Origin of the sequence: Bacillus sp. CH_70, from assembly GCF_038007045.1 — a bacterium.
Classification (GTDB): Bacteria; Bacillota; Bacilli; order Bacillales; family Bacillaceae_G; genus Bacillus_A; species Bacillus_A cereus.
The window spans coordinates 1,028,929-1,050,630 of record NZ_JBBOWL010000001.1 but is presented as its reverse complement, the minus strand read 5'-3'; the positions used below and the strand labels follow the sequence as shown (position 1 = coordinate 1,050,630).

Genomic DNA, 21,702 nt, shown 5'->3' with positions numbered 1-21,702 from the left:
TTTACTTTCACATTAAATATATATAACTAACTTTTTTGATATAGCCACATTAAGAAAATAGGGTAAACTTTGTATTCCTTTTTGTTTTTATTTGTATCGAGTTCTTTTGCTAAATACCTTTTTTATGTCAAATAAAAAAGGTATCCTCAAATACTTTGAGGATACCTTTTCACCTTTATTATCTCTGCTGTTTTCTACCTAATACGAGTAACCCAAAACTCATCATTACAAGAAGTGCTCCCATATATGGTTCCACAGGCATTTTCTGCCCTGTCTTCGGTAATTCTTTTTCAGGCTTTTCTGGATTTGGTGTTCCAGGTTTCTCTGGATCTGGTGTTCCAGGCTTTTCTGGATTCGGTGTTCCAGGTTTCTCTGGATTCGGTGTTCCAGGCTTTTCTGGATTCGGTGTTCCAGGTTTTTCTGGATCTGGTGTTCCAGGTTTTTCTGGATCTGGTGTTCCAGGTTTCTCCGGATCTGGTGTTCCAGGCTTTTCTGGATCTGGTGTTTCTGGACCTGGTGGTGCTAAATGATTCAATTTGTTTAATACTTCTAATTGAACTGCATTTATCATTCCATTTGTAATTTCAAATGGAATTGGATTAGTTAATTTTTCATATCCTTTTGGTGCTTCTACTTCTACTAGTGTGTAGTTACCTACAGATAGATCTGCGATTTTTGCCTTTCCATCTTTATCTGTTGTTACTTTCACTACTACTTTTCCCTTGTCATCATGAACTTCAAACACAGCTCCTGATAAGACTTCCTTGCTTTCAGCGGCCATTTTTGTAATCTCCACTGAACCTTTGTCTAACTTTTCATTCTCTACTTTCAATGATAAGACTTTTGTCATACCTTTTTTAATTTCGAATGATACTGGTTCCGTTAACTTCTTGTAACCTGGTAAGCTCTTCGTCTCTACTAATTTGTATTTTCCTACTGATAGATCTGAAACGTTTGCTTTTCCTTCTTTATCTGTCGTTACTTCTGTTACTACTTTGCCTTGCTCATCTTGTACTTCGAAGACTACGCCTTCTAATACTTTTTGGCTATCTTTATCTACTTTTGTTACTTCTACATTTCCCTTGTCTAACATTTCATTTTCTACTGTTAAAGCAAGAGATTTTGTCATGCCTTTTTCAATTTGGAAAGTAATCGGATCTACCAATTGCTTATATCCTTTTGGTGCTTTTACTTCTACTAACTTGTATGTTCCAACTGATAAATTAGTAACTTGTGCTTGTCCTTTTTTATCTGTCGTTATTTTAGCGACTACTTGTCCTGCTTCATCTTGAATCTCAAATACAGCATCAGCTAAAGCATCTTTCGTTTCTTTGCCTACTTTTGTAATTTCTACATTTCCTACATCCACTAATTCATTTTCTACAGTCAATTGTAATGCTGTAACTCTACCTTTTTCAATTTCGAATGAAACTGGCTTTTCTAGTGGTTTGTATCCTGCCGGTGTTTCTACTTCTACTAACTCATACTTTCCAATAGATAAATCTGAAACGTTTGCTTTTCCTTCTTTATCCGTTGTTACTTTTGCAACTACTTTTCCTTTTGAATCACGTACTTCAAATACAACATTTTCTAATGGTGCTTTACTGTCTTTATCTATTTTTGTGATTTCTACATTCCCCGTATCTACCATTTCATTTTCTACAGTGAACGTTAAAGATTTTGTCATACCTTTTTTAATTTCAAATGGTACAGGCTTTTCTAATTTTTTGTAGCCTGATAAACTCTCTACTTCTACTAACTTGTATTTTCCTACAGATAAATCTGAAACTGTTGCTTTTCCAGCTTTATCTGTCGTTACTTTCGTTACCACCTTGCCTTTGTCGTCTTGAACTTCAAAGACTACACCTGCTAACGGTGCCTTATTATCTTTATCTATTTTTGTAATTTCTACATTTCCCGTATCTACCATTTCATTTTCTATTTTTAATGATAGAACTTCTGTCATTCCTTTTTTGATTTCAAACGATACTGATTCTGTTAATTGTTTGTAACCTGGTAAGCTTTCTTTCTCTACTAATTTGTACTTTCCTACAGATAAGTCTGAGATTTTTGCTTTACCATTTTTATCTGTTTTTACTTCCGTTACTACTTTGCCTTGCTCACCTTGTACTTCGAAGACTACGCCTTCTAATACTTTTTGACTATCTTTATCTACTTTTGTGATTTCTACTGAACCTTTGTCTAACTGTTCATTCTCTACTTTTAATGATAAGACTTCTGTCATACCCTTTTTAATTTCGAATGATACTGGCTCTGTTAGCTTTTTGTAGCCTGGTAAGCTTTCTACTTCTACTAGTTTGTAATTTCCTACAGATAGATCTGAAATTTTTACTTTTCCTTCTTTATCTGTTTTTACTTTCGTTACTACTTTGCCTTTTTCATCTTGCACTTCGAATGTTACGCCTTCTAATGCCTTCTGGCTGTCTTTGTCCACTTTTGTAATTTCTACTGAACCTTTATCTAACTGTTCATTCTCTACTTTTAGTGATAAGACTTCTGTCATGCCTTTTTTAATTTCAAACGATACTGGTTTTGCTAATTTTTTATATCCTGGTAAGCTTTCTACCTCTACTAGCTTATATTTCCCTACTGATAAATCGGAAACGTTTGCTTTTCCTTCTTTATCTGTCGTTACTTTTGTTACTACTTTATCTTTTTCATCTTGCACTTCGAATGTTACGCCCGCTAATACTGCGCCACTTTCTTTGTCCACTTTTGTAATCTCTACTGAACCTTTATCTAACAGCTCGTTCTCTACTTTCAATGATAAAACTTTCGTCATACCTTTTTTGATTTCGAATGATATTGGTTCCGTTAACTTTTTGTAACCTGGTAAGCTCTTCGTCTCTACTAATTTGTATTTTCCTACTGATAGATCTGAAACGTTTGCTTTTCCATCTTTATCTATCGTTACTTCTGTTACTACTTTGCCTTTGTCGTCTTGAACTTCGAAGACTACGCCTTCTAATACTTTTTGGCTATCTTTATCTACTTTTGTAATTTCTACTGAACCTTTGTCTAACTGTTCATTCTCTACTTTTAATGATAAGACTTCTGTCATACCCTTTTTAATTTCGAATGATACTGGCTCTGTTAGCTTTTTGTAGCCTGGTAAGCTTTCTACTTCTACTAGTTTGTAATTCCCTACAGATAGATCTGAAATTTTCGCTTTTCCTTCTTTATCTGTTTTTACTTTCGTTACTACTTTGCCTTTTTCATCTTGCACTTCGAATGTTACGCCTTCTAATGCCTTCTGGCTGTCTTTGTCCACTTTTGTAATTTCTACTGAACCTTTATCTAACTGTTCATTCTCTACTTTTAGTGATAAGACTTCTGTCATGCCTTTTTTAATTTCAAACGATACTGGTTTCGCTAGTTTTTTATATCCTGGTAAGCTCTCTACCTCTACTAGCTTATATTTTCCTACTGATAAATCTGAAATTGTTGCTTTTCCTTCTTTATCTGTCGTTACTTTTGTTACTACTTTATCTTTTTCATCTTGCACTTCGAATGTTACGCCCGCTAATACTGCGCCACTTTCTTTGTCTACTTTTGTAATCGCTACTGAACCTTTATCTAACAGCTCGTTCTCTACTTTCAATGATAAAACTTTCGTCATACCTTTTTTAATTTCGAATGATACTGGTTCCGTTAACTTCTTGTAACCTGGTAAGCTCTTCGTCTCTACTAATTTGTATTTTCCTACTGATAGATCTGAAACGTTTGCTTTTCCATCTTTATCTGTCGTTACTTCTGTTACTACTTTGCCTTTGTCGTCTTGAACTTCGAAGACTACGCCTTCTAATACTTTTTGACTATCTTTATCTACTTTTGTTACTTCCACATTTCCCTTGTCTAACATTTCGTTTTCTACTGTTAAAGCAAGAGATTTTGTCATGCCTTTTTCAATTTGGAAAGTAATCGGATCTACTAATTGTTTATACCCTTTTGGTGCCTTTACTTCTACTAACTTGTATGTGCCGACTGATAAATTAGTAACTTGTGCTTGTCCTTTTTTATCTGTCGTTATTTTAGCGACTACTTGTCCTGCTGCATCTTGAATCTCAAATACTGCATCATCTAAAGCATCTTTATTTTCTTTATCTACTTTTGTAATTTCTACATTTCCTGTATCCACTAATTCATTTTCTACTGTTAGCTTTAGCGCTGTTACTCTACCCTTTTCAATTTCGAATGAAACTGGCTTTTCTAGTGGTTTGTATCCTGCCGGTGTTTCTACTTCCACCAACTCATACTTCCCAATAGGTAAATCTGAAACGTTTGCTTTTCCTTCTTTATCCGTCGTTACTTTCGCAACTACTTTTCCTTTTGAATCACGTACTTCAAATACAACATTTTCTAATGGAGCTTTACTATCTTTATCTATTTTTGTTATCTCTACATTCCCTGTATCCACCATTTCATTTTCTACTTTTAATGATAGAACCTCGGTCATGCCTTTTTTGATTTCAAATGATACTGGTTTTTCTAGCTTTTTATAACCAGGTAAACTTTCTACCTCTACTAATTCATACTTTCCTACAGGTAAATCTGAAACATTTGCTTTTCCATCTTTATCTGTCGTTACTTTTGTAACTTCATTACCCTTTTCATCTTGGACGATGAATGTTACTCCCGCTAACGGTGCTTTATTATCTTTATCTATCTTTGTTATCTCTACATTTCCCGTATCTACCATTTCATTTTCTATTTTTAATGATAGAACTTCAGTCATGCCTTTTTTGATTTCAAATAATACTGGATCTGTTAGTTTCTTATAGCCTGGTAAACTTTCTTTCTCTACTAATTTGTACTTTCCTACTGATAGATCTGAGATTTTTGCTTTACCATCTTTATCTGTTTTTACTTCCTTTACTACTGTTCCAGCTTCATCTTGCACTTCAAAGACTACGCCTTTTAATGCTTTTTTGTTGTCTTTATCTACTTTTGTAATTTCTACTGAACCTTTATCTAACTGTTCATTTTCTACTTTCAATGATAGGACTGTTGTCATACCTTTTGTAATTTCGAATGATACTGGTTCTGTTAGCTTTTTGTAGCCAGGTAAACTTTTCGTCTCTACTAATTTGTACTTTCCTACTGATAAATCTGAGATTTTTGCTTTTCCATCTTTATCTGTTTTTACTTCTGTTACTACTTTGCCTTGCTCATCTTGCACTTCGAAGACTACGCCTTCTAATACTTGTTGACTATCTTTATCTATTTTTGTAATTTCTACTGAGCCTTTGTCTAACTGCTCATTTTCTACTTTTATTACTAAAGCTTTTGTCATACCTTTTGTAATTTCAAATGGTACTGGTTCTGCTAGATTTTTGTAACCTGGTAAGCTTTTCGTCTCTACTAATTTGTACTTTCCTACTGATAGATCTGAAACGTTTGCTTTTCCATCTTTATCTGTTACTACTTTTCTTACTACTTCATCTTTCTCATCTTGGACTTCAAATTCGACACCCGCTAATACTGCCCTGTTTTCTTTGTCCAGTTTTGTGATTTCTATATTACCTTTGTCAACCATTGCATTTTCCACTTGTATTGGGAATATGCCGTCCCCTGTTACATTTACTTCGAACTCTGTTTCTTTTAATTGGTAGCCTTCAGGCGCTTTCGTTTCTTTTAAAATATACTTCCCTGGTGCTAACGGTTTAGATATTGCCTTACCATCTTTATCTGTAACAATATGTTCGACTACTACACCGTCTTTTACTATATCAAACTCTGCATTTGCTAATGGTTTTTCACCATTTTCCGAATCAATTTTCTTTACTTCAATTTGACCCTTTTGCATAGTATTTTTAATTTCAATTGTTTTTGTTTCTCCAGCTTGAAGTGTAATCTCTACTGGGCTTGTTAATTTTTGATATCCTTCTGGCGCTACTGTTTCATAAACTTTATACGTCCCAGGAGCTAAAGTTTGAGGTACTGAAAAACCTTTTTCGTCCGTTTTCAGTTTTGCAACAACTTCATTTGCACTATTTCGAACTTCAAATTCGGCACCTTTTAACCCTTTGTTCGGATTCTCAGAATCTATTTTATGAAGCGATACTGTACCATCTTTTGGAGCTTCAGGCGGCGTAATAGTTACTTCTTTTGATGTTAATGTTTTATCATCAAAATGTAATTCCGCTTTATTAGGAATCTTCTTATCTACGTAAGAAGATAAGTCTGCATTATTTTTAATTTTCGCCTTGATACTAAGATTAATTATCTGGTCTTCATATGACTTATAGTCAAAATTCTCACCAAACGTAAATGTTACTTCACTTCTTTGCTTATCTATCTTTAACGTCCCTTTAGAAGTAATATCTTGGCCATTTTGATCATACACTTTTGCCTCTAATACTTCTAAAACATCTTCTAAATCATCACTAATTACCATTGATGTGTATTTAGGAGGATCGTTCGGTATATGTGTACCAACTTGGTATTGAATCACTTGATCCATTTGTGTTAGCTGCTCATTCTCTACAAGCTTGCCATTCTCATCAACTATATTTTTTTCAATACTAGGTGGATTATCGTCACCTGAACCGGTTCCCCCTCCACCACTTACGAATACTTGTCCTACTTTTTCTTCAGTTTTAATATTTTTACCTTCTAATTTCACAGTATTTTTGTGAGGCTTTGCAGCAGGATTAGTAATCTTTGTTTTATATCTTAAAATATAACCTTTTGAACTGTCTGGAAACTCAATTGTAAATCCAGCCTTTGTTGCATTAATTTTAATGTTAGATAAATCTGCTGGCTTAATATTTGTTGGTGCATAACCATCTTCAAATACAGCCTCTTCTAATACTACGCTGTCTGTAATTAACTCATGCCCAGGTCCTAATGTATCTGTTAATTTAAGATCTTGCATTTCTGTTCCAGTTGCATTTACGTATACAAGCCAATCAGCAATCGAAGGATCTTCTTGATTATAAGAACCCCATTTCAATAGATTATCTGTATTGGGCTGTGGCTTCGGTCTCTCTGTCGTATTACTTACATTTACTTCTTTATTGACGATTTGACCATCAACGTTAAATTCTAATGGAATTTCTTTAACACCATCATATGCTTCTAGACCAAAGTAGAATTCTACGAATAAAGAACCTTTAATGTTATTCTTTCCTTCTACGTAATCACCCATAGTACACGTTAATAGACCCTTTTTCATCTCACATGTACCAACTGTTTTTCCTTCAGCATCTTTTAAAGGAAAACTCATATTCATAAGGTCTTTTCGAAACTCTTTTGGCATATCAATTGTGAATTGATCTCCACTTTTTATTTTTTCTTTAGCTGACCACTTCACTTCTACTTTCATACCATCTGAGGCTTGATACGGTTCAGATGTCGTGCCATCAGTACGGGAAATATTAATTTCGTCCACTGGACTTTTCATCACAGCAGCTTGAATAACTGGAGCCCACACATTCAGCACTGAAAATAATACTAGAAAAACTAATGAAACCATTGAAATATGCCTTTTAGTACTTTTCATTTGCATAGTTCCCTCCTATTTTTTTATATTTATATAACAAAAAAAGACCGTCCGGTTGCATCAAAAATGTGCAACCAGACGATCTTAGTAACCAATATGTATTACCGTAGACTCTAAGCTTTGCGGCCTATCCTTTCGAATAGTGTGCTAAAAATATCTTTTATTCTTTTTTTGTTTCATTTTCCTCTTAAACCAAATATTACTATACCGTCTGGACGGTTATAATTCAATACTCTATAAAATTGTTCTATTTTTCTAATAAAAAAAACAATTCACCACTACATTAAATAAGTAATGGTGAATTGTTTTAACATTATATAGTTCGTATATTCTATTTATATGAATTACTAATAAGAGCTTGAATCACTTTTTCTCTTAACTCGGGGCTTAGTCTGCCAACTCCTAAATATTCCGAATACCATAATCCATCTGCTGCTAATCTAATAATTGTTGCACAAACTGAATCTATCTCATCGTTTTCTATATTCTTTTGCAGTTGCTGAAATGATTGTTGTAATGGCTCAAGTAATTCAGGTTTTAACATGAATGCTGCCATCATACTACTAGACAACTCTTCTGTTCTTCTCTCATTACTTAATCTTTCCTCTACAAAAGAGCGAACCCATCTCCCTTTCCTCTCTGAGTCTTCCGCTACTCTATTGTAAATAGCGCCCTCATAATCCTCTATCCCTCTGACTATCATACCTTCTATTAAAGCTTCTTTATTTGCAAAGTGATACAATAATCCACCTTTACTTACACCCGCCTCTTTTGCCACTGCTTCTAAGGTTAATTTAGCAACCCCTTTACATTGCACAATTTGAGAAGCGGCCGCCAAAATCTTTTGCCGCGTTATGCTGATACTCATTCCTTTTTAAAACCCCATTTCTACTAAATTTATATAAATACGAATCTTATTTTTAATATTGTTGATTACTACTAAGTATTTTCTTTATACAACAAAAGCTTCATTACCTTTGAATTTTTAGTTACTTATTCTATTAAAAATTTCCATATCATTCAATATGATAACATTAAATATACAAAGTTGACTATACATCTATACTTTTATATTCATTGAAAATATATCCATAAACACGAAATGTATAAAAATTGATTATCCTTATACATCTAATCTATAATTTAAAGAGGTTTATATTTTCATAAAAATAAAGTGAAATTTTATAAGGATGATTCCATTGAAAAAATTTTCTATTAGTTATTTAATATACTTACTGTTTTTTCTATAATTGTTAATATTTTACAGTATACAAGCGTTCCAAATTATGCGGATTCATAGGGGCCGATTTGGGTATCTATTATTATGCTTTCAATTCTTGGAAGTATTCCTGTTCTTATCGGTTGTTTAATAGGCGAATTTTGTTATAGAAAAATAAAAGGAAGTCACGAATTAAAAATCGGTATTCCTTTATTTATAGTGTTAGGTATTTCCTACAATCATTTCTTCTTTATGTTGTTTAACGACCGATATTTTCTATCCTTTAATTTAGAAGCCTTTTTGGAAACAGGCCTACCTATTACGTTATCATCTTTATTATTTTACCTTATAAGACGCCGTTAATTCTTTCATCATTACATAAAAAAATGTTATTACTCTTGTTACATCGAGTAATAACATTTTTATTTAAATCTATTTAACTAATTTGCTTCCAACTAGTATCCTTCACATCTTCGCTAGTCGGCTTTCTAACTGATTTCACAAAACATTCCTCGCAAGCACCAAATGCAATGAAGTTTTTCTGTGCTTGTCTTAACGAGACTTCATTTGCCCCGCCTTCAAAGTCAGGATCGTTAAACTGTACCTCATCATCTTCCCAGTAACATATATTACAAATTTCATATGTACCTGGTGGTTCTTCTTCTATTGTTCTATACCCGCAGCACGGACATGTATATTTCATTCTGTTACTCCATTATTCATTTCTTTTTTCTCCCATATATTCCGGCCCATAAAGAATGTAACAGCGCAAATCATAGTTATTACCATGAAAGTAGTATTAGAATCCTCATATGTAGTTGGAATTCCAATCGTTACAGAAACAATACTAAAAGCTAAAAGTAAATATAATAATAAAGATAGAATATAGCTTAGTTTAAATCGTAAAATGATACCTCTAAACAATAGCTCACCAAGTAGACAGCCACCTAAAATGATAGGTACTCCGAAATATAATGTAAGGACTCCCATTTGCGCAGTAGATTGAATTATCTTACCGATTATGTTCGGCGAAACCAGCTCACTATTGTTTCCCATCCTATCATATAAATCAAGTGCCGTTACTGAAATAAAGAAACTTAATATAGAAAACGAATACGGTATTAAAAATTTGCTCACTCTCATTCACCTCACTTTTTTTGTTTCACATATATTATTCATTACTTTCACAAAAAAATAGCCCTCTATGCTAAAACATAGAGGGCATAATTTTTATATAAAAACCTATACCTTATCCTGAAATCCCCCCTAAACAGAACATCTAAACTATCTGTGCCCTATATTCTTTAGGGGATAGGTGGTTATTAGAAAGTAGTGCCTTCTTTTTTATAATATTCTTTTGAAATCTCTTCATAAAATGCGGCTGATGTCGCGTAGAAATACGGTGCTAACCATAAGAAACCGATTCCTATAGTAAGAATACTTAATATGAACCAGCCTAAGAAACTTAAGCATAGTAAAAAGTAATCCATTTTATGTCCATTCATCATATGACGACTCTCAGTAATCGCTTGATTCGCTGTATATTCTGGATGATCATTCAAAATAAAATATGTCATAGAATAAGAAAATGATTTAATAATACCTGGAATAATAAGAAGTAATGTCCATAGAGTCAAGTATACATACATTAGTAAATATGTTAAAAACGACTTCATCAACTTACTTCCATCGCTAAACCATCTAAATATATGACCAATGCGAGCATCAGTCCCACGAATTGCATTTAAAACAAGATAATAGGCACCTATTGTTAATGGACCAATAACAAGCATTACTATAATACTTACTGTAAGTGAATCACTTGCCTCTTCCCAACCCCAAAATACCGAGAAAATACCTGTTGTTAGCATTTCAACAGCTCCAATAAGGATTCCAATTAATAAAGTTGCCCCTACCGCTAATCCCCATCTTCCTTTTAATGCATCAAGTGCTTCTCTTTTCAACTGACTTATCATATATAACCTCCTAATACTATTTATATTTTAGTATACCATTTATATCAAAAATTCCACAGATTTCCCTGAAATAGAAGCATACTCCTTTTTGCATACGTATTGATACATGTGTGCTGTAGTTGTACTAATATATGGATTAAACGACTCTTTTCCCTATAACAAAAAAGCTTGCCCTTCAGAATAGGCAAGCTTTCTCAAATTATTCCTCACTGATTCTCTTCTTATACCAATCCTGCATTCTCTCCGCATCTTCTACTCTCGTATGCTCTAATTTGTAACTAGATGATGCACTAGAAAACTTATACGTACATAAATCCGCTCGGCGCTGGAAATATGATTGTGTCTTCTCCATTGATTGGACATGTCTTCTTCTAATAAGTCCTGTATATTTTCCGACGCTACGATAGACAAGTGTAATTTGTTCTCCGTTAACACTGTAACCATTTGTTTTAAATGTTGCGTATCCAAGTGTAAAGATGAGGATCGCGAGCGGAATTAATGCCCACATGATGAAGTGCTTTTCAGAGTATATACTTATTCCAGTAAGCGGGATTGCGAGCATAGCGAAAAAGATAAAACTATCAATGAGATAACGGCGCAATGCTGCTTTTGGTAATGCAATAATGTTTGCATTCAGTTCGTATGGTAATTGTAAATGGGCGAGTAACTGTTGTACTCGATCTTTTCGAATGATTGGGTGCAGTGTAACCTTTTCTTTTTCGTCACCCATTCCTTTACTTTGAATGACTTCTACTTGCACAGCACAATAACCGAATGGTTGGCGTAAAATACTTTCTTTTATCGTAATACCTTGAATACGATGCAATTTTAGTACGAGCTCTTTTTTCTCAAGTAATCCTTGCGAAATGCGAACTTCGTCATTTCTTCGATTCACTGTGAAATCGCCATGTTTTAACGCGTAACCGATTGTAGATATAATCCAAGAAAGAACGAGTAACATGGCTACCATGAAAATCCAGCCATATATATCATGTTCCATTACATACGACTTTACGCCATTCTCTATCCATTTCGGAATGTACTCATCTACTTGGTGATAAACGAAAAAGATTAAAGAGAATAATAGTCCAAATTGACCAGATGTAACAGATGCTAATAAAATCTCTTTCCAAGTTAATTTATACTCTGTCGCTTGTTTTTCTTCTGTAACAATTTCTTTTTCTACTACATTTTCTGTTGCTTCGTCTAACGTTCCTTCTGCTTTCACTTCTGGAGTTGGCTCATTTAGCAAAGTAATAAGCTCCGCCGCTTCTTCTGCCGTAATACCAGCTAAGCTAACTTCTGCTTCATCGCCCCCACCAGCTGTTTCAATCTGAATTTTTTTTAAACCGAGCATTTGATATAGTACGTTAGAACTTGTATTAATCGTTTGAACACGTTCTTTATTTAAGTAGCTCTCCTTTTTCACGAAGAGACCTTTTTTCACATGTAATACGTTATTTTCAACCCAATATGTTGTGTAATACCATTTTTCAAATGCTGAAAAAACGGTGAGTAAACCAAATGCTGCGGGAATTAAATACCAAAACGGGAATTTTCCGTTTAAGCTAAACATGAAAATAATGAGTGGTATAAAATCTGTTATTTTTAATTCTAATAACATCGTGATTGGATGCTGCCTCTTATACATCCTCATCACTCACTTTCGCTAATTCTGCGATTTTCGTTTTCAACATTTCTGCTTCATACATCGTTAAGCCTGGGATGCTATGAGAAGTTGCTGCTGTTGAAATGTGTAATTCTGCTAAGCCATATTTTCTCATAATTGGTCCTTGTTCAATCGTTACGTGCTGCACACGAATCATCGGTACTAATACGCGCTTTACGACAAAAAGACCATGCTGAATTTCAAGCTCTTCTTCATTTAGTTGGTAGCTGTAATAACGTTGACGTAGTTTCGGGAATAAGAAGTACGAAAATGGTGCGAACACAACTGTCAGCCCAATCATTACATACAAAATCCACGCCCACCAATCAAACTTTATCATGAGGAAAAGGTAAGCTAAAATGACGAGTATACCGATCCCTTCTTCAATTACAGCACGAACTTTCCACACCTTGACCATGTCAGGGTGAATTTCATTTTTCAATGGACCCATGTAACCACTCCAAATCTAGTAATCTAATATATGAATACTCCCAATCTATATTTTACATAACTTTACAGAAAATTGAAATTTAATCTTCTTTCTTCTCCGGAATAAAATATCCGAACCAAAGTAGCCAAATGAAACCTATTAGTTTCATCCAACTTCCATCCGCTTGAAAAACTTCAATCATACCTGGAATTTTATACACTCCAATAAATCCAAGAAAACCGAGCCACCAGTTTTTTTGCATTTTCATCTTTACTCCTCCTTCATGACGTTTTTCACATTTCGAATCCAAATTTCTTTATACTTTAAATGGAATCCCATGAGCATATAGTTGCTCATATTATCGATCACAAGCGCTAGCGTATGAGCATTTTCTTCCGTTTCATGTTGTGACACGACGCCCAGTCTCGCGCCTTTCTTCAATAAATCGTGGAAACCATGTAAGAAATCCTCTTGTATTTCAAATAAACGTTTCTGGTACTTTTCATTTCGCGATGCAGTTACGATAAATTCATTGATAACGCGTAGTATTCCTTCTTGCCCTTCATACTCAGAGAGCATATGTAAACCATCTGCGATTAGCTTTTCTGCAAAGTTTTCTTTCGTATACTGCTCTTTATCGAAGTAATTTGCAAAATGATAATCAGAAAAAATCTCTTCAAATAAAAAATCAACTAACGCTTCTTTAGAAGAAAAATGATAGTAAATAGCCGGTTTTGAAATACCTACCTCTTTCGCAATCATGGAAAGACTCATCTTCTCAATGCCGTGTTCTGCCATAAGTTTAAATGATGCCTCTACAATGTTCTGCGATGTTTGTAAATTCTTCGTCATACTGTACCTCACTTATTTTTACTTACCGGTCGGTAAGTAAATTATAAAACAAAACGAAATGATTTTCAATTTAGTTAGCACTACATAAGGTATTTATTGGAAAATACAGAAAGTTATAAAGTAAAAGCAACATATAACAATAAGGAGGATATCATATGGGACTTGGTGGTAATGGCGGCGGTGAAGCGGGACAAGCTGGTAAGAGCGGATTTTCATTAATCATTGTACTTTTTATCGTATTGATTATAGTTGGAGTTAGCTATATCGGACTTAGCTCCTAAGAAAAGGCGTCCTACATTACACATGTAGGACGCCTTCTTTTTAATCCCTATTCAGCAACCGCATACGATAACAATTCATCGTTACTTCCCCAAGTCTTTGCAGTAATTGATAGTTCGCATACGCGCCGACTGGGGCACCGATTATGGGTACGAGCTGAAGCATTTTTGCTAAATCGATATAGTCTCGGTACTCTGTTTGGAACTTTTCCCAGTCCATATGATTTTCTTCTTCTGTATCCCATGTTTCGATTGCTTTCCATATTTCTTTTCGGTGGTCGTCACTTGAAAAGGCAAGCTGGAAAACGTGAAGGATAAAAAGGCGCTCTTCTTTGTCGCTCGTATCAAATCCGTATAATGTTGCTGCATCGAATAAAAATTTAATTTTAATGCTGAGTAAAAGCGGAAAGTCAGCAAGGCCAAGGAGAATACCGCCTGCTCCCGTCCCTGCTCCTTCTGCCGCTGCTATTTTTTTGTACTCATCCATTTTTTTACGTACTTCATCGTCTCGTCTTTGCAATGACCAGTTCGTCTCTTTTAATTTCGGCTTTATAAAGTTTGATCCGGCGCTAATTGTTTGTACCATCATCCGAATCGTTTCTGTTAATACTTTTTGCACTTTCGCCGGAATAAGCTGTTGTACTTTCGTCTGCACTTTCTTTGAGAACCGTGTCATCATAGAAGAATCTTTCATGAATGTAGCTTTCCACTGCTCCAGCTCTTTTATAACCTTTTCTTCATATGTAATCATAGGTTCATTCCCTTCAATTTAAACGCTCAATACGTTTTGCCCCGTATTGATAAACGAAACCGATACTAAATACTATGCTCACGACTAGTAAAATTCCCGTCATCATGAAATCTTTCGTCGCAAGTGCAAATATAATTGTAAATATAACACTGCCGGTAATAAGGATCGCATTTAGTAAAGTAAGAAAATCTTTCTTCTTCTCTTCTCCCCCTATCGGATACAAATCAAGCCAAATCTTCATGCGGTGATGTTTCCATAAAGTTAATAGCTGATAACCGATTAAGTATAGGAAAATAAAACTTACGATAAATCGTCCATATAAAAATGGAATGAAGTAAAGAATAACTCCGCCAAGAGCGAGCAGACGCACATATAATCCAAAATAGTTACCTGATCTTAAAAATGTTCTCGTATATAAGTATAAATATGTACGCTTTTCGCCGATTATCGACAGAATGAAATCCAGCCATTTTCGGCGAGATACTCTTTCTTTTAATGCTGGTACATCAACGAACATGTTCGCGATGCGGTACAGCAGCATCATCTTCTTACCTTCTTCAGAAATTAAATACTCCCAGTTTAGCGGCTTTCCCTTCACCATTTGATGCAGCAGCCCAAGGTATAACACCATGAGAAGTATGATTCCGCCAATAAACATAACGGAAGTACGTTCTACAAGGAAGTATACAAATAAGCCGTTTAAAATAAAACGAATGAACCAATCTGCTCTTTGTATATTTTGATCGGTTAAAAATGACTTTTCCCACGCGACGAATAAGTTCCACGCCTTTACAATGACAAACGCGAGCACAATCCATATGTAAGCCGCTCCTGTTTGCTTCATTTGCTGGAAATATAACGGGGCAAGCGCTGCCGCTACGATTGCGATTATGTATAACTGAATCATAAACGTAAAAAGAAATGCCTTTGTAAAGTATGGTTTTAATTTTTGTTCAACTGGCAGTAAGTAAACGAGATCCGCTTCTTTTAATAACGTTTGGATTGATCCAGCCGTTAATACGAGTCCTAGCAACACTGCCATAACGAGCGCCGCCGGAAACGAAGGTGTTAACGTTTGTAACCATTGCTGATAATAATACGCTCCTGCGCCGATGATGAATACAAAAATAAATTTCAAATGATCATTAAATACGTATTTACTATATGTACGAACTTCTTTTAGAAAGTGACGAAATCGTTCTTTCCATAATGCTGTGCTATTCATAATCTTCTTCCTTCGTTAATGCAATATAAATATCGTCTAGCGTTGCACCCGGCATATTAAACTGTGATTGCAGTTCAGATAATGTTCCCTTCGCTCTTACTTCACCTTGATGCAGAATAATGAATGAATCACAATAACGCTCTGCTGTCGCTAAAATATGTGTACTCATTAAAATACCTGCACCGCTCTTTTTCATTTGATCCATCATTTGAAGGAGTGATTGAATTGCTAACGGATCAAGCCCAACGAAAGGTTCGTCCACAATGTAAAGAGATGGTTCCACTAAAAACGCACTCATAATCATTACCTTTTGTTTCATCCCTTTTGAGAAATGAGACGGAAACCATTTTAAACGATTTTTCATACGAAATTCTTGTAATAGTTGTCCTACGCGTTCTTCGTATTGTTTTTCATCGACACCGTACGCCATCGCTGTTAACTTCAAATGTTCTTCTAGCGTTAGCTCATCATATAATACTGGTGTTTCTGGGATGAACGAAAAACTAGAACGGTACGCTGTCATATCATCACGAATTGTTTTCCCATTAATTGTGACAGTTCCTTTTTTCGGTTCCATTAAACCGATAATATGTTTAATCGTCGTACTTTTACCAGCTCCATTTAAACCGATTAAGCCGACAAGTTCGCCTTTATTAACAGAGAACGAAACATCTTTTAATACAGGTCGTTTCGTATATCCTCCTGTAACATTTTCTACACGCAATAACTCGCTCATACGACACCACTTTCTTCATTAGTATTCATTCTATATTCATCTTACCAAAAATTATGCTGTACTACATAGTATCCATGTACTCAAAAAAAATTTTTAAATTTATTAGCATATATTTTCCCGAAAGCGGACATCATAATTAGTGAAGAAGGAACACATTGAAAAAGCAACCACCAATTGATGAGTACAACAACATAGTGAAGTCATCATGAAATGGGGTGTCCATGTTGGACAATGAAATTTACACATAACCAGATTATTTGTTTCATTTTCGAAACGGGGTGTCTCTGAAAGAGCATATACTGTTTTAAAAAATAAACAATTTCATTTTAAAAAAGATTGCAATTCATTTCACTTGAAAATGGGGTGTCTACGGCAGAAACTTTAGCCGATTTACCGTGCATTTCTTAAATAAATGAGGTGTCTGCGAAACGTAAATTACGATAATGCTTTTTCAATCCCTCTTCAGAAAACAGGAAGCTGAGTCAGCTTCCTGTTTTTCGTGTTTGTTCTCTTATGTAATTATGGTAAAATACGGCTAAGGATATTTGAAAGGATGAGATCAATGAATCATACAGCAGACAATTGTATTTTTTGTAAAATCATTGACGGGCAAATCCCTTGCTCAAAAGTATACGAAGATGAACATGTGCTTGCATTTTTAGATATTAGTCAAGTAACAAAAGGACATACTCTTGTTATTCCGAAAGTTCACAAACAAGACATTTTTGCGTTAACGCCAGAAATCGCATCACACATTTTTTCTGTCGTTCCAAAAATCGCAAATGCGATTAAAGCAGAGTTTAATCCAGTTGGCTTTAACCTACTTAACAATAACGGTGAAAAAGCTGGACAAACTGTGTTCCACTTCCACCTTCATTTAATTCCACGCTACGGTGAAAAAGATGGTTTCGGTGCTGTTTGGAAATCACACCAAAATGAATACACTATGGAAAATTTACAAAACATCGCAAGTACAATTGCAAATAGTGTGAAATAATGACACTATAAGAAGGCGTAATACATAACAAGCCACTTCCCTGAAGTCATCAAATTCCGCATGGCTTGTTTCTTCACTTAAAATGCTCAGGGATGATTTTTTTGTGCATAGCACATATAAGAAAGATATGCATATTGTTTTACATCATGAATACGAACAAAAATAAGGAGGTCTCCTTTTATGTCAAAAGCTAAATCCTTTATTACAGGTGTTATTTGCGGGGGAGCAGTTGCTGGACTAGCCGTCCTTTTCTCAACTCCTTCTTCTGGTAAAGACATGCGCGGCAAGTTAAAAGAAAAAGGAAATGATATTAAAAAGACTTTAGCTGATATTACAGCTGATACGAAATTATTAAAGCGTCAAATTGTTGAAACTGCTTCAGAAGGTAAAGAAGTGTTCCAAGAATTAAAAGATGACATGCAAGACACACTTTCTAACTGGAAACAAGATATTTCTCAAAACAAGCGCCATATTGAGAAAGAAATTTTGGACATCCAAAAGTCAATTGAGAAACTGCAAGAAGCTGTTCCAGAAAAAGCGTAAACAAATTCCTGCTTAGTTTTTTGCATATAACAAATATTTTTTATATAAATTGACCTTGACACGGCATATCGTATAGATATGCCGTGTTTTTATGCATTTACAATATATGTTATCAATTAACATGTAAGGACAACGCATGTATTCACGACTCATAAAACGCTTCCATAGTTATGCATGATTTGTATAGAATGTCATTTTGTTAAAAAATTTTCACAATTCTTACAAAAAGACTTTATTAATTTTTATTTTACTGGCATAATAGATAGTAATGAAAAAGAATGTTAAAGTGGGTGAGTAAATGAAAAGTGGAGAAAAAGATTACTCGGTAAAAGAAGCGATGATTTTCAGCCAACGCATTGCTCAATTATCGAAAGCGTTATGGAAATGTGTAGAGAAAGATTGGCAGCAGTGGATTAAACCTTACGATTTAAATATTAATGAACATCATATTTTAACAATCGCTTATCATTTAAAAGGGGCTTCTATTTCTGAGATTGCTAAGTTTGGAGTTATGCACGTATCAACGGCGTTTAACTTCTCGAAAAAGCTGGAAGAACGCGGCTATCTTGTATTCTCAAAAAAGGAAGATGATAAACGAAATACGTACATTGAAATTACAGACAAAGGGGAAGAATTACTACTTCGCTTAATGGAAGAGTATGATCCTGAAAATAATTCAGTGTTTAATGGGGCTCTTGCACTTCGTAATTTTTATGGGAAGTTCCCAGAAAATATCGAACTGATTGCAATCCTGCGTAATATTTACGGACAAGACTTTATCGATATTTTTGAGAAATCATTAGAAGATATTGAAGAGAACTTTACAGAATCCGATCAAAAGTTAGTTAAGAAATAATCTATTTATTTTTTCGCAATCATGCTTAAGAATTCATTCATAAGCGGCTTAAATAAACCTTGTTTTGCTAGCGCTTCCGCAGTTTCGTGTACTTCGAGCTGATGTGGAAGCGCTTTTTCAAATTGATCTAACAGCGCATCGAACAAAAGAAGCCCTTCTGCTTTCTCCACTACATATTGCTCGTTCAGTTTTTCACAAAGATTTAGTATACGTTCAATATCTTTTTTACGAGCTTTTTTCTTTATGATCAAAGAATAAAATGGACACTTCTCTTCATCAATCATTTTAAATAGTAGGTCTACGTAGTATTCAGCTTGTTCTAATCTTCTAACAACGTCCATTTTCTCCCTCACTTTCTAACACAAAGTCTTCTATTTCTGAATTTTGTAACACGAACAAAATATCGTGTGATACAATATATGTATATGTATTTTAGCCAAAAGGAGGTCTCGCCTCATGACACTTATAACAGTTGTTTTTGTCGCATTCGCACTTCTTGTTATATTTTACACGAATTTCATGACACATACACTGTGTGAACGAAAACAAATAGCTGCGAGCCGCCAGCCCGGTGTCTTTCGGGTTATTAATGTATGTATAACAATTTTATTAATTTCTAGTTATATAGAAATTATATTTCATGGAAAGTGAGGAAGGAAAGCCCCTTCCTCACTTTTTTCCTCTATAAGCAAATTATACCTACAATAACCAATAAAATAAACAGTACAAGTAATAAAATAAGTTGAGAATTCATCCCCATCCCCTCCTCTATTCTGTATATGCGGCATACGCCCAATATGGCACACTTTCAAAATCTGACACGTACTGGTTAATTTTTCTTTATCAATATGAAAACGCGTCGAAATATGATATATTAAATTTTGTACATATTGCTTATACTATAGAACAAAACATTCATCAAAACTTTATCCTCAGCCACGGTAAGCCCTGTTAAGCGCGCTTTACCAATACAAAAAAGCAAAAGTATCAGTGAGACTTAATCGGGCTCTTATGAATTTAAAATTCATCGGTGTAGGATAAATTAAAAATACATAATAGTAGGAGTGTTTATCGAATGAAGAAAGCTATGCTTGCCTTAGCCGCAACAAGTGTAATCGCATTATCAGCATGTGGAACATCATCATCAGACAAAATCGTTACATCTAAAGCTGGTGACATTACAAAAGAAGAATTCTACGATCAAATGAAGACACAAGCTGGTAAACAAGTACTAAACAACATGGTTATGGAAAAAGTACTTATTAAAAACTACAAAGTTGAAGACAAAGATGTAGACAAAAAGTTCGATGAAATGAAAAAACAATACGGTGATCAATTCGATACCCTAATGAAACAACAAGGTATTAAAGAAGAAACTATAAAAAATAGTGTACGTGCTCAATTAGCTCAAGAAAAAGCGGTTGAACAATCGATTACTGATAAAGATGTAAAAGCAAAATTCGAGGATTATAAAAAGGAAATTAAAGCAAGTCATATCCTTGTAAAAGATGAAGAAACTGCTAAAAAAGTGAAAGATGAACTTGCTCAAGGTAAATCTTTCGAAGAATTAGCAAAACAATACTCTGAAGATACAGGTTCAAAAGAAAAAGGTGGCGACTTAGGATTCTTCGGACCAGGGAAAATGGTAAAAGAATTTGAAGAAGCAGCTCAAAAGTTGAAAAAAGGTGAAGTAAGCGAACCTGTAAAAACACAATTTGGTTACCATATTATTAAAGTAACTGATAATCACGCAGATGCTACTTTCGATAAAGCAAAAGCTGATATTAAAAAATCACTAGCTCAAGAAAAAACGCAAGATGCTCAATTCATGAACGATCTTATGATGAAAGAAATCAAAAAAGCTGACGTAAAAGTTGACGATAAAGATTTAAAAGATCTTTTCAAAGAGCCAAAAGCTGACGATAAAAAAGACGAAAAGAAATAATGAAAAGCTCGGGCTAAGCCCGAGCTTTTTTATGTCCCCTCTTCCAGGGGGAAATTGTATACAGATTGGGTAAATGAAATTACATGATTGACTCTTCGATTCTATAGAAAGGATAATGTCTTTTTCATTTTATGGATAGTGTAAAATCTTAGTTAGTTTTACACTATCTTCGTTACCGAAAGTTTATTTTGTCATTCGTTTAACTAAAACCATCTTTTATGCATTTCACTTAAAAACATTTCTGTGATTCTAAATCCTGAACTTTCCCCTATAATAGAGTCAATCCCACAATGCGGACAAACTGCTGTGTTATCATCATCCCACCACTCTGTAATTTTTTCTGGATGGAAAATTTCTAAACAATAGAAACAACCACATATAACATCCTTTTCTAAGTGCTTTCTATTACGAGAACAAAAACGATGTGCTTCCTCAAAATATTTTTCCATCAGTATCCCCCTATTCCTGATTGTTTCTATACTTTACTTAGATCATCCTCGATAAAATCGCAACTCTTTCTTACAGAAAAACAAAAAATCCCTTGATTCACAACGCGTGGAACCAAGGGTTTATCTCATCATTATTGATTAAATTAAGAAACTATGTTAAATTAGTACAGAAACACGTTTTCTAAAATACACAGAACGTATTTATCCTTATCTTAATTGTACAACAAAACCTTTCTTCAGTCAACCTCTAT

General features: G+C 34.5%; 20 protein-coding genes, 1 pseudogene and 1 riboswitch. Of the genes and pseudogenes, 7 read left to right on the top strand and 14 right to left on the bottom strand.

Going from position 1 to position 21,702, the window contains the following annotated elements:
- Positions 1 to 178: 178 nt before the first annotated feature.
- Positions 179 to 7,531 carry a SpaA isopeptide-forming pilin-related protein gene (locus tag N2V79_RS05335; RefSeq protein ID WP_340719645.1) on the bottom strand — a complete coding sequence of 2,451 codons (7,353 nt, stop codon included), beginning with the start codon at positions 7,529 to 7,531 and terminating at the stop codon, positions 179 to 181.
- Positions 7,532 to 7,591: 60 nt separating this feature from the next.
- A riboswitch (cyclic di-GMP riboswitch) is annotated at positions 7,592 to 7,684 on the bottom strand.
- 172 nt (positions 7,685 to 7,856) lie between these two features.
- On the bottom strand, positions 7,857 to 8,393 hold the full coding sequence (locus tag N2V79_RS05330; RefSeq protein WP_095691274.1) for a TetR/AcrR family transcriptional regulator: 537 nt from the start codon (positions 8,391 to 8,393) through the stop codon (positions 7,857 to 7,859).
- A 331-nt stretch (positions 8,394 to 8,724) separates the two neighbouring features.
- Here N2V79_RS05330 and N2V79_RS05325 point away from each other — a divergent pair.
- Positions 8,725 to 9,107: pseudogene (locus tag N2V79_RS05325) on the top strand (hypothetical protein).
- Positions 9,108 to 9,180: 73 nt separating this feature from the next.
- On the opposite strand, the gene N2V79_RS05320 reads toward N2V79_RS05325, so the two are convergent.
- The 7 genes from N2V79_RS05320 to N2V79_RS05290 form a co-directional block, all read right to left on the bottom strand.
- On the bottom strand, positions 9,181 to 9,447 hold the full coding sequence (locus tag N2V79_RS05320; protein ID WP_000877837.1) for a CPCC family cysteine-rich protein: 267 nt from the start codon (positions 9,445 to 9,447) through the stop codon (positions 9,181 to 9,183).
- The gene (locus tag N2V79_RS05315; RefSeq protein WP_078400421.1) at positions 9,444 to 9,887 is read right to left on the bottom strand and encodes a hypothetical protein; all 444 of its coding nucleotides are present in this window, start codon (positions 9,885 to 9,887) and stop codon (positions 9,444 to 9,446) included. Before N2V79_RS05315 ends, N2V79_RS05320 begins: the two co-directional genes overlap by 4 nt.
- Before the next feature lie 179 nt (positions 9,888 to 10,066).
- Positions 10,067 to 10,720 (bottom strand): DUF975 family protein, encoded by a 654-nt coding sequence (locus N2V79_RS05310; RefSeq protein ID WP_095691276.1) that lies wholly within the window; start codon positions 10,718 to 10,720, stop codon positions 10,067 to 10,069.
- 199 nt (positions 10,721 to 10,919) lie between these two features.
- Entirely contained in the window at positions 10,920 to 12,371 is a 1,452-nt protein-coding gene (locus N2V79_RS05305; RefSeq protein WP_053565075.1) for a PH domain-containing protein, read from the bottom strand.
- On the bottom strand, positions 12,364 to 12,840 hold the full coding sequence (locus N2V79_RS05300) for a PH domain-containing protein (protein ID WP_071731884.1): 477 nt from the start codon (positions 12,838 to 12,840) through the stop codon (positions 12,364 to 12,366). Before N2V79_RS05300 ends, N2V79_RS05305 begins: the two co-directional genes overlap by 8 nt.
- Before the next feature lie 79 nt (positions 12,841 to 12,919).
- Positions 12,920 to 13,087: a hypothetical protein gene (locus tag N2V79_RS05295; protein ID WP_176470996.1), complete on the bottom strand. Its 168-nt coding sequence runs from the start codon at positions 13,085 to 13,087 to the stop codon at positions 12,920 to 12,922.
- A 2-nt stretch (positions 13,088 to 13,089) separates the two neighbouring features.
- On the bottom strand, positions 13,090 to 13,671 hold the full coding sequence (locus tag N2V79_RS05290; protein WP_016082590.1) for a TetR/AcrR family transcriptional regulator: 582 nt from the start codon (positions 13,669 to 13,671) through the stop codon (positions 13,090 to 13,092).
- Between the two features lie 155 nt (positions 13,672 to 13,826).
- Here N2V79_RS05290 and N2V79_RS05285 point away from each other — a divergent pair, with 155 nt between their 5' ends.
- The gene (locus tag N2V79_RS05285; protein WP_078400423.1) at positions 13,827 to 13,952 is read left to right on the top strand and encodes a YjcZ family sporulation protein; all 126 of its coding nucleotides are present in this window, start codon (positions 13,827 to 13,829) and stop codon (positions 13,950 to 13,952) included.
- 40 nt (positions 13,953 to 13,992) lie between these two features.
- On the opposite strand, the gene ecsC is transcribed toward N2V79_RS05285, so the two are convergent.
- Genes ecsC through ecsA form a run of 3 tightly spaced genes read right to left on the bottom strand, consistent with a single transcriptional unit; the run spans position 13,993 to position 16,661 of the window.
- Positions 13,993 to 14,700: an ecs operon protein EcsC gene (ecsC, locus tag N2V79_RS05280; RefSeq protein ID WP_095691279.1), complete on the bottom strand. Its 708-nt coding sequence runs from the start codon at positions 14,698 to 14,700 to the stop codon at positions 13,993 to 13,995.
- A 13-nt stretch (positions 14,701 to 14,713) separates the two neighbouring features.
- Positions 14,714 to 15,925, bottom strand: a complete 1,212-nt coding sequence (gene ecsB, locus N2V79_RS05275) for an ABC transporter permease EcsB (RefSeq protein WP_095691280.1) — start codon at positions 15,923 to 15,925, stop codon at positions 14,714 to 14,716.
- Complete coding sequence (ecsA, locus tag N2V79_RS05270) at positions 15,918 to 16,661, bottom strand: ABC transporter ATP-binding protein EcsA (protein ID WP_001292603.1); 744 nt, start codon at positions 16,659 to 16,661, stop codon at positions 15,918 to 15,920. The genes ecsB and ecsA overlap by 8 nt, the downstream gene beginning before the upstream one ends.
- A gap of 562 nt (positions 16,662 to 17,223) precedes the next feature.
- Between ecsA and N2V79_RS05265 the strand changes: the two genes are divergently transcribed.
- The 3 genes from N2V79_RS05265 to N2V79_RS05255 all read left to right on the top strand — a co-directional run bounded on the left by N2V79_RS05265 (position 17,224) and on the right by N2V79_RS05255 (position 19,057).
- Positions 17,224 to 17,658: an HIT family protein gene (locus N2V79_RS05265; protein ID WP_001016835.1), complete on the top strand. Its 435-nt coding sequence runs from the start codon at positions 17,224 to 17,226 to the stop codon at positions 17,656 to 17,658.
- A gap of 180 nt (positions 17,659 to 17,838) precedes the next feature.
- Positions 17,839 to 18,201 carry a YtxH domain-containing protein gene (locus N2V79_RS05260; RefSeq protein WP_000030302.1) on the top strand — a complete coding sequence of 121 codons (363 nt, stop codon included), beginning with the start codon at positions 17,839 to 17,841 and terminating at the stop codon, positions 18,199 to 18,201.
- 298 nt (positions 18,202 to 18,499) lie between these two features.
- Entirely contained in the window at positions 18,500 to 19,057 is a 558-nt protein-coding gene (locus tag N2V79_RS05255; protein WP_000834924.1) for an HTH-type transcriptional regulator Hpr, read from the top strand.
- Between the two features lie 5 nt (positions 19,058 to 19,062).
- Here the strand turns inward: N2V79_RS05255 and N2V79_RS05250 are convergent, their stop codons facing one another.
- Entirely contained in the window at positions 19,063 to 19,398 is a 336-nt protein-coding gene (locus tag N2V79_RS05250) for a DUF1878 family protein (protein ID WP_000383655.1), read from the bottom strand.
- Positions 19,399 to 19,513: 115 nt separating this feature from the next.
- Between N2V79_RS05250 and N2V79_RS05245 the strand changes: the two genes are divergently transcribed.
- Positions 19,514 to 19,708, top strand: coding sequence for a hypothetical protein (locus N2V79_RS05245; RefSeq protein ID WP_000172690.1), 195 nt, complete (start codon positions 19,514 to 19,516; stop codon positions 19,706 to 19,708).
- A 424-nt stretch (positions 19,709 to 20,132) separates the two neighbouring features.
- Positions 20,133 to 21,002, top strand: a complete 870-nt coding sequence (prsA, locus tag N2V79_RS05235; protein ID WP_000710064.1) for a peptidylprolyl isomerase PrsA — start codon at positions 20,133 to 20,135, stop codon at positions 21,000 to 21,002.
- 203 nt (positions 21,003 to 21,205) lie between these two features.
- Here the strand turns inward: prsA and N2V79_RS05230 are convergent, their stop codons facing one another.
- Complete coding sequence (locus tag N2V79_RS05230) at positions 21,206 to 21,451, bottom strand: hypothetical protein (RefSeq protein ID WP_000417115.1); 246 nt, start codon at positions 21,449 to 21,451, stop codon at positions 21,206 to 21,208.
- Positions 21,452 to 21,702 lie beyond the last annotated feature (251 nt).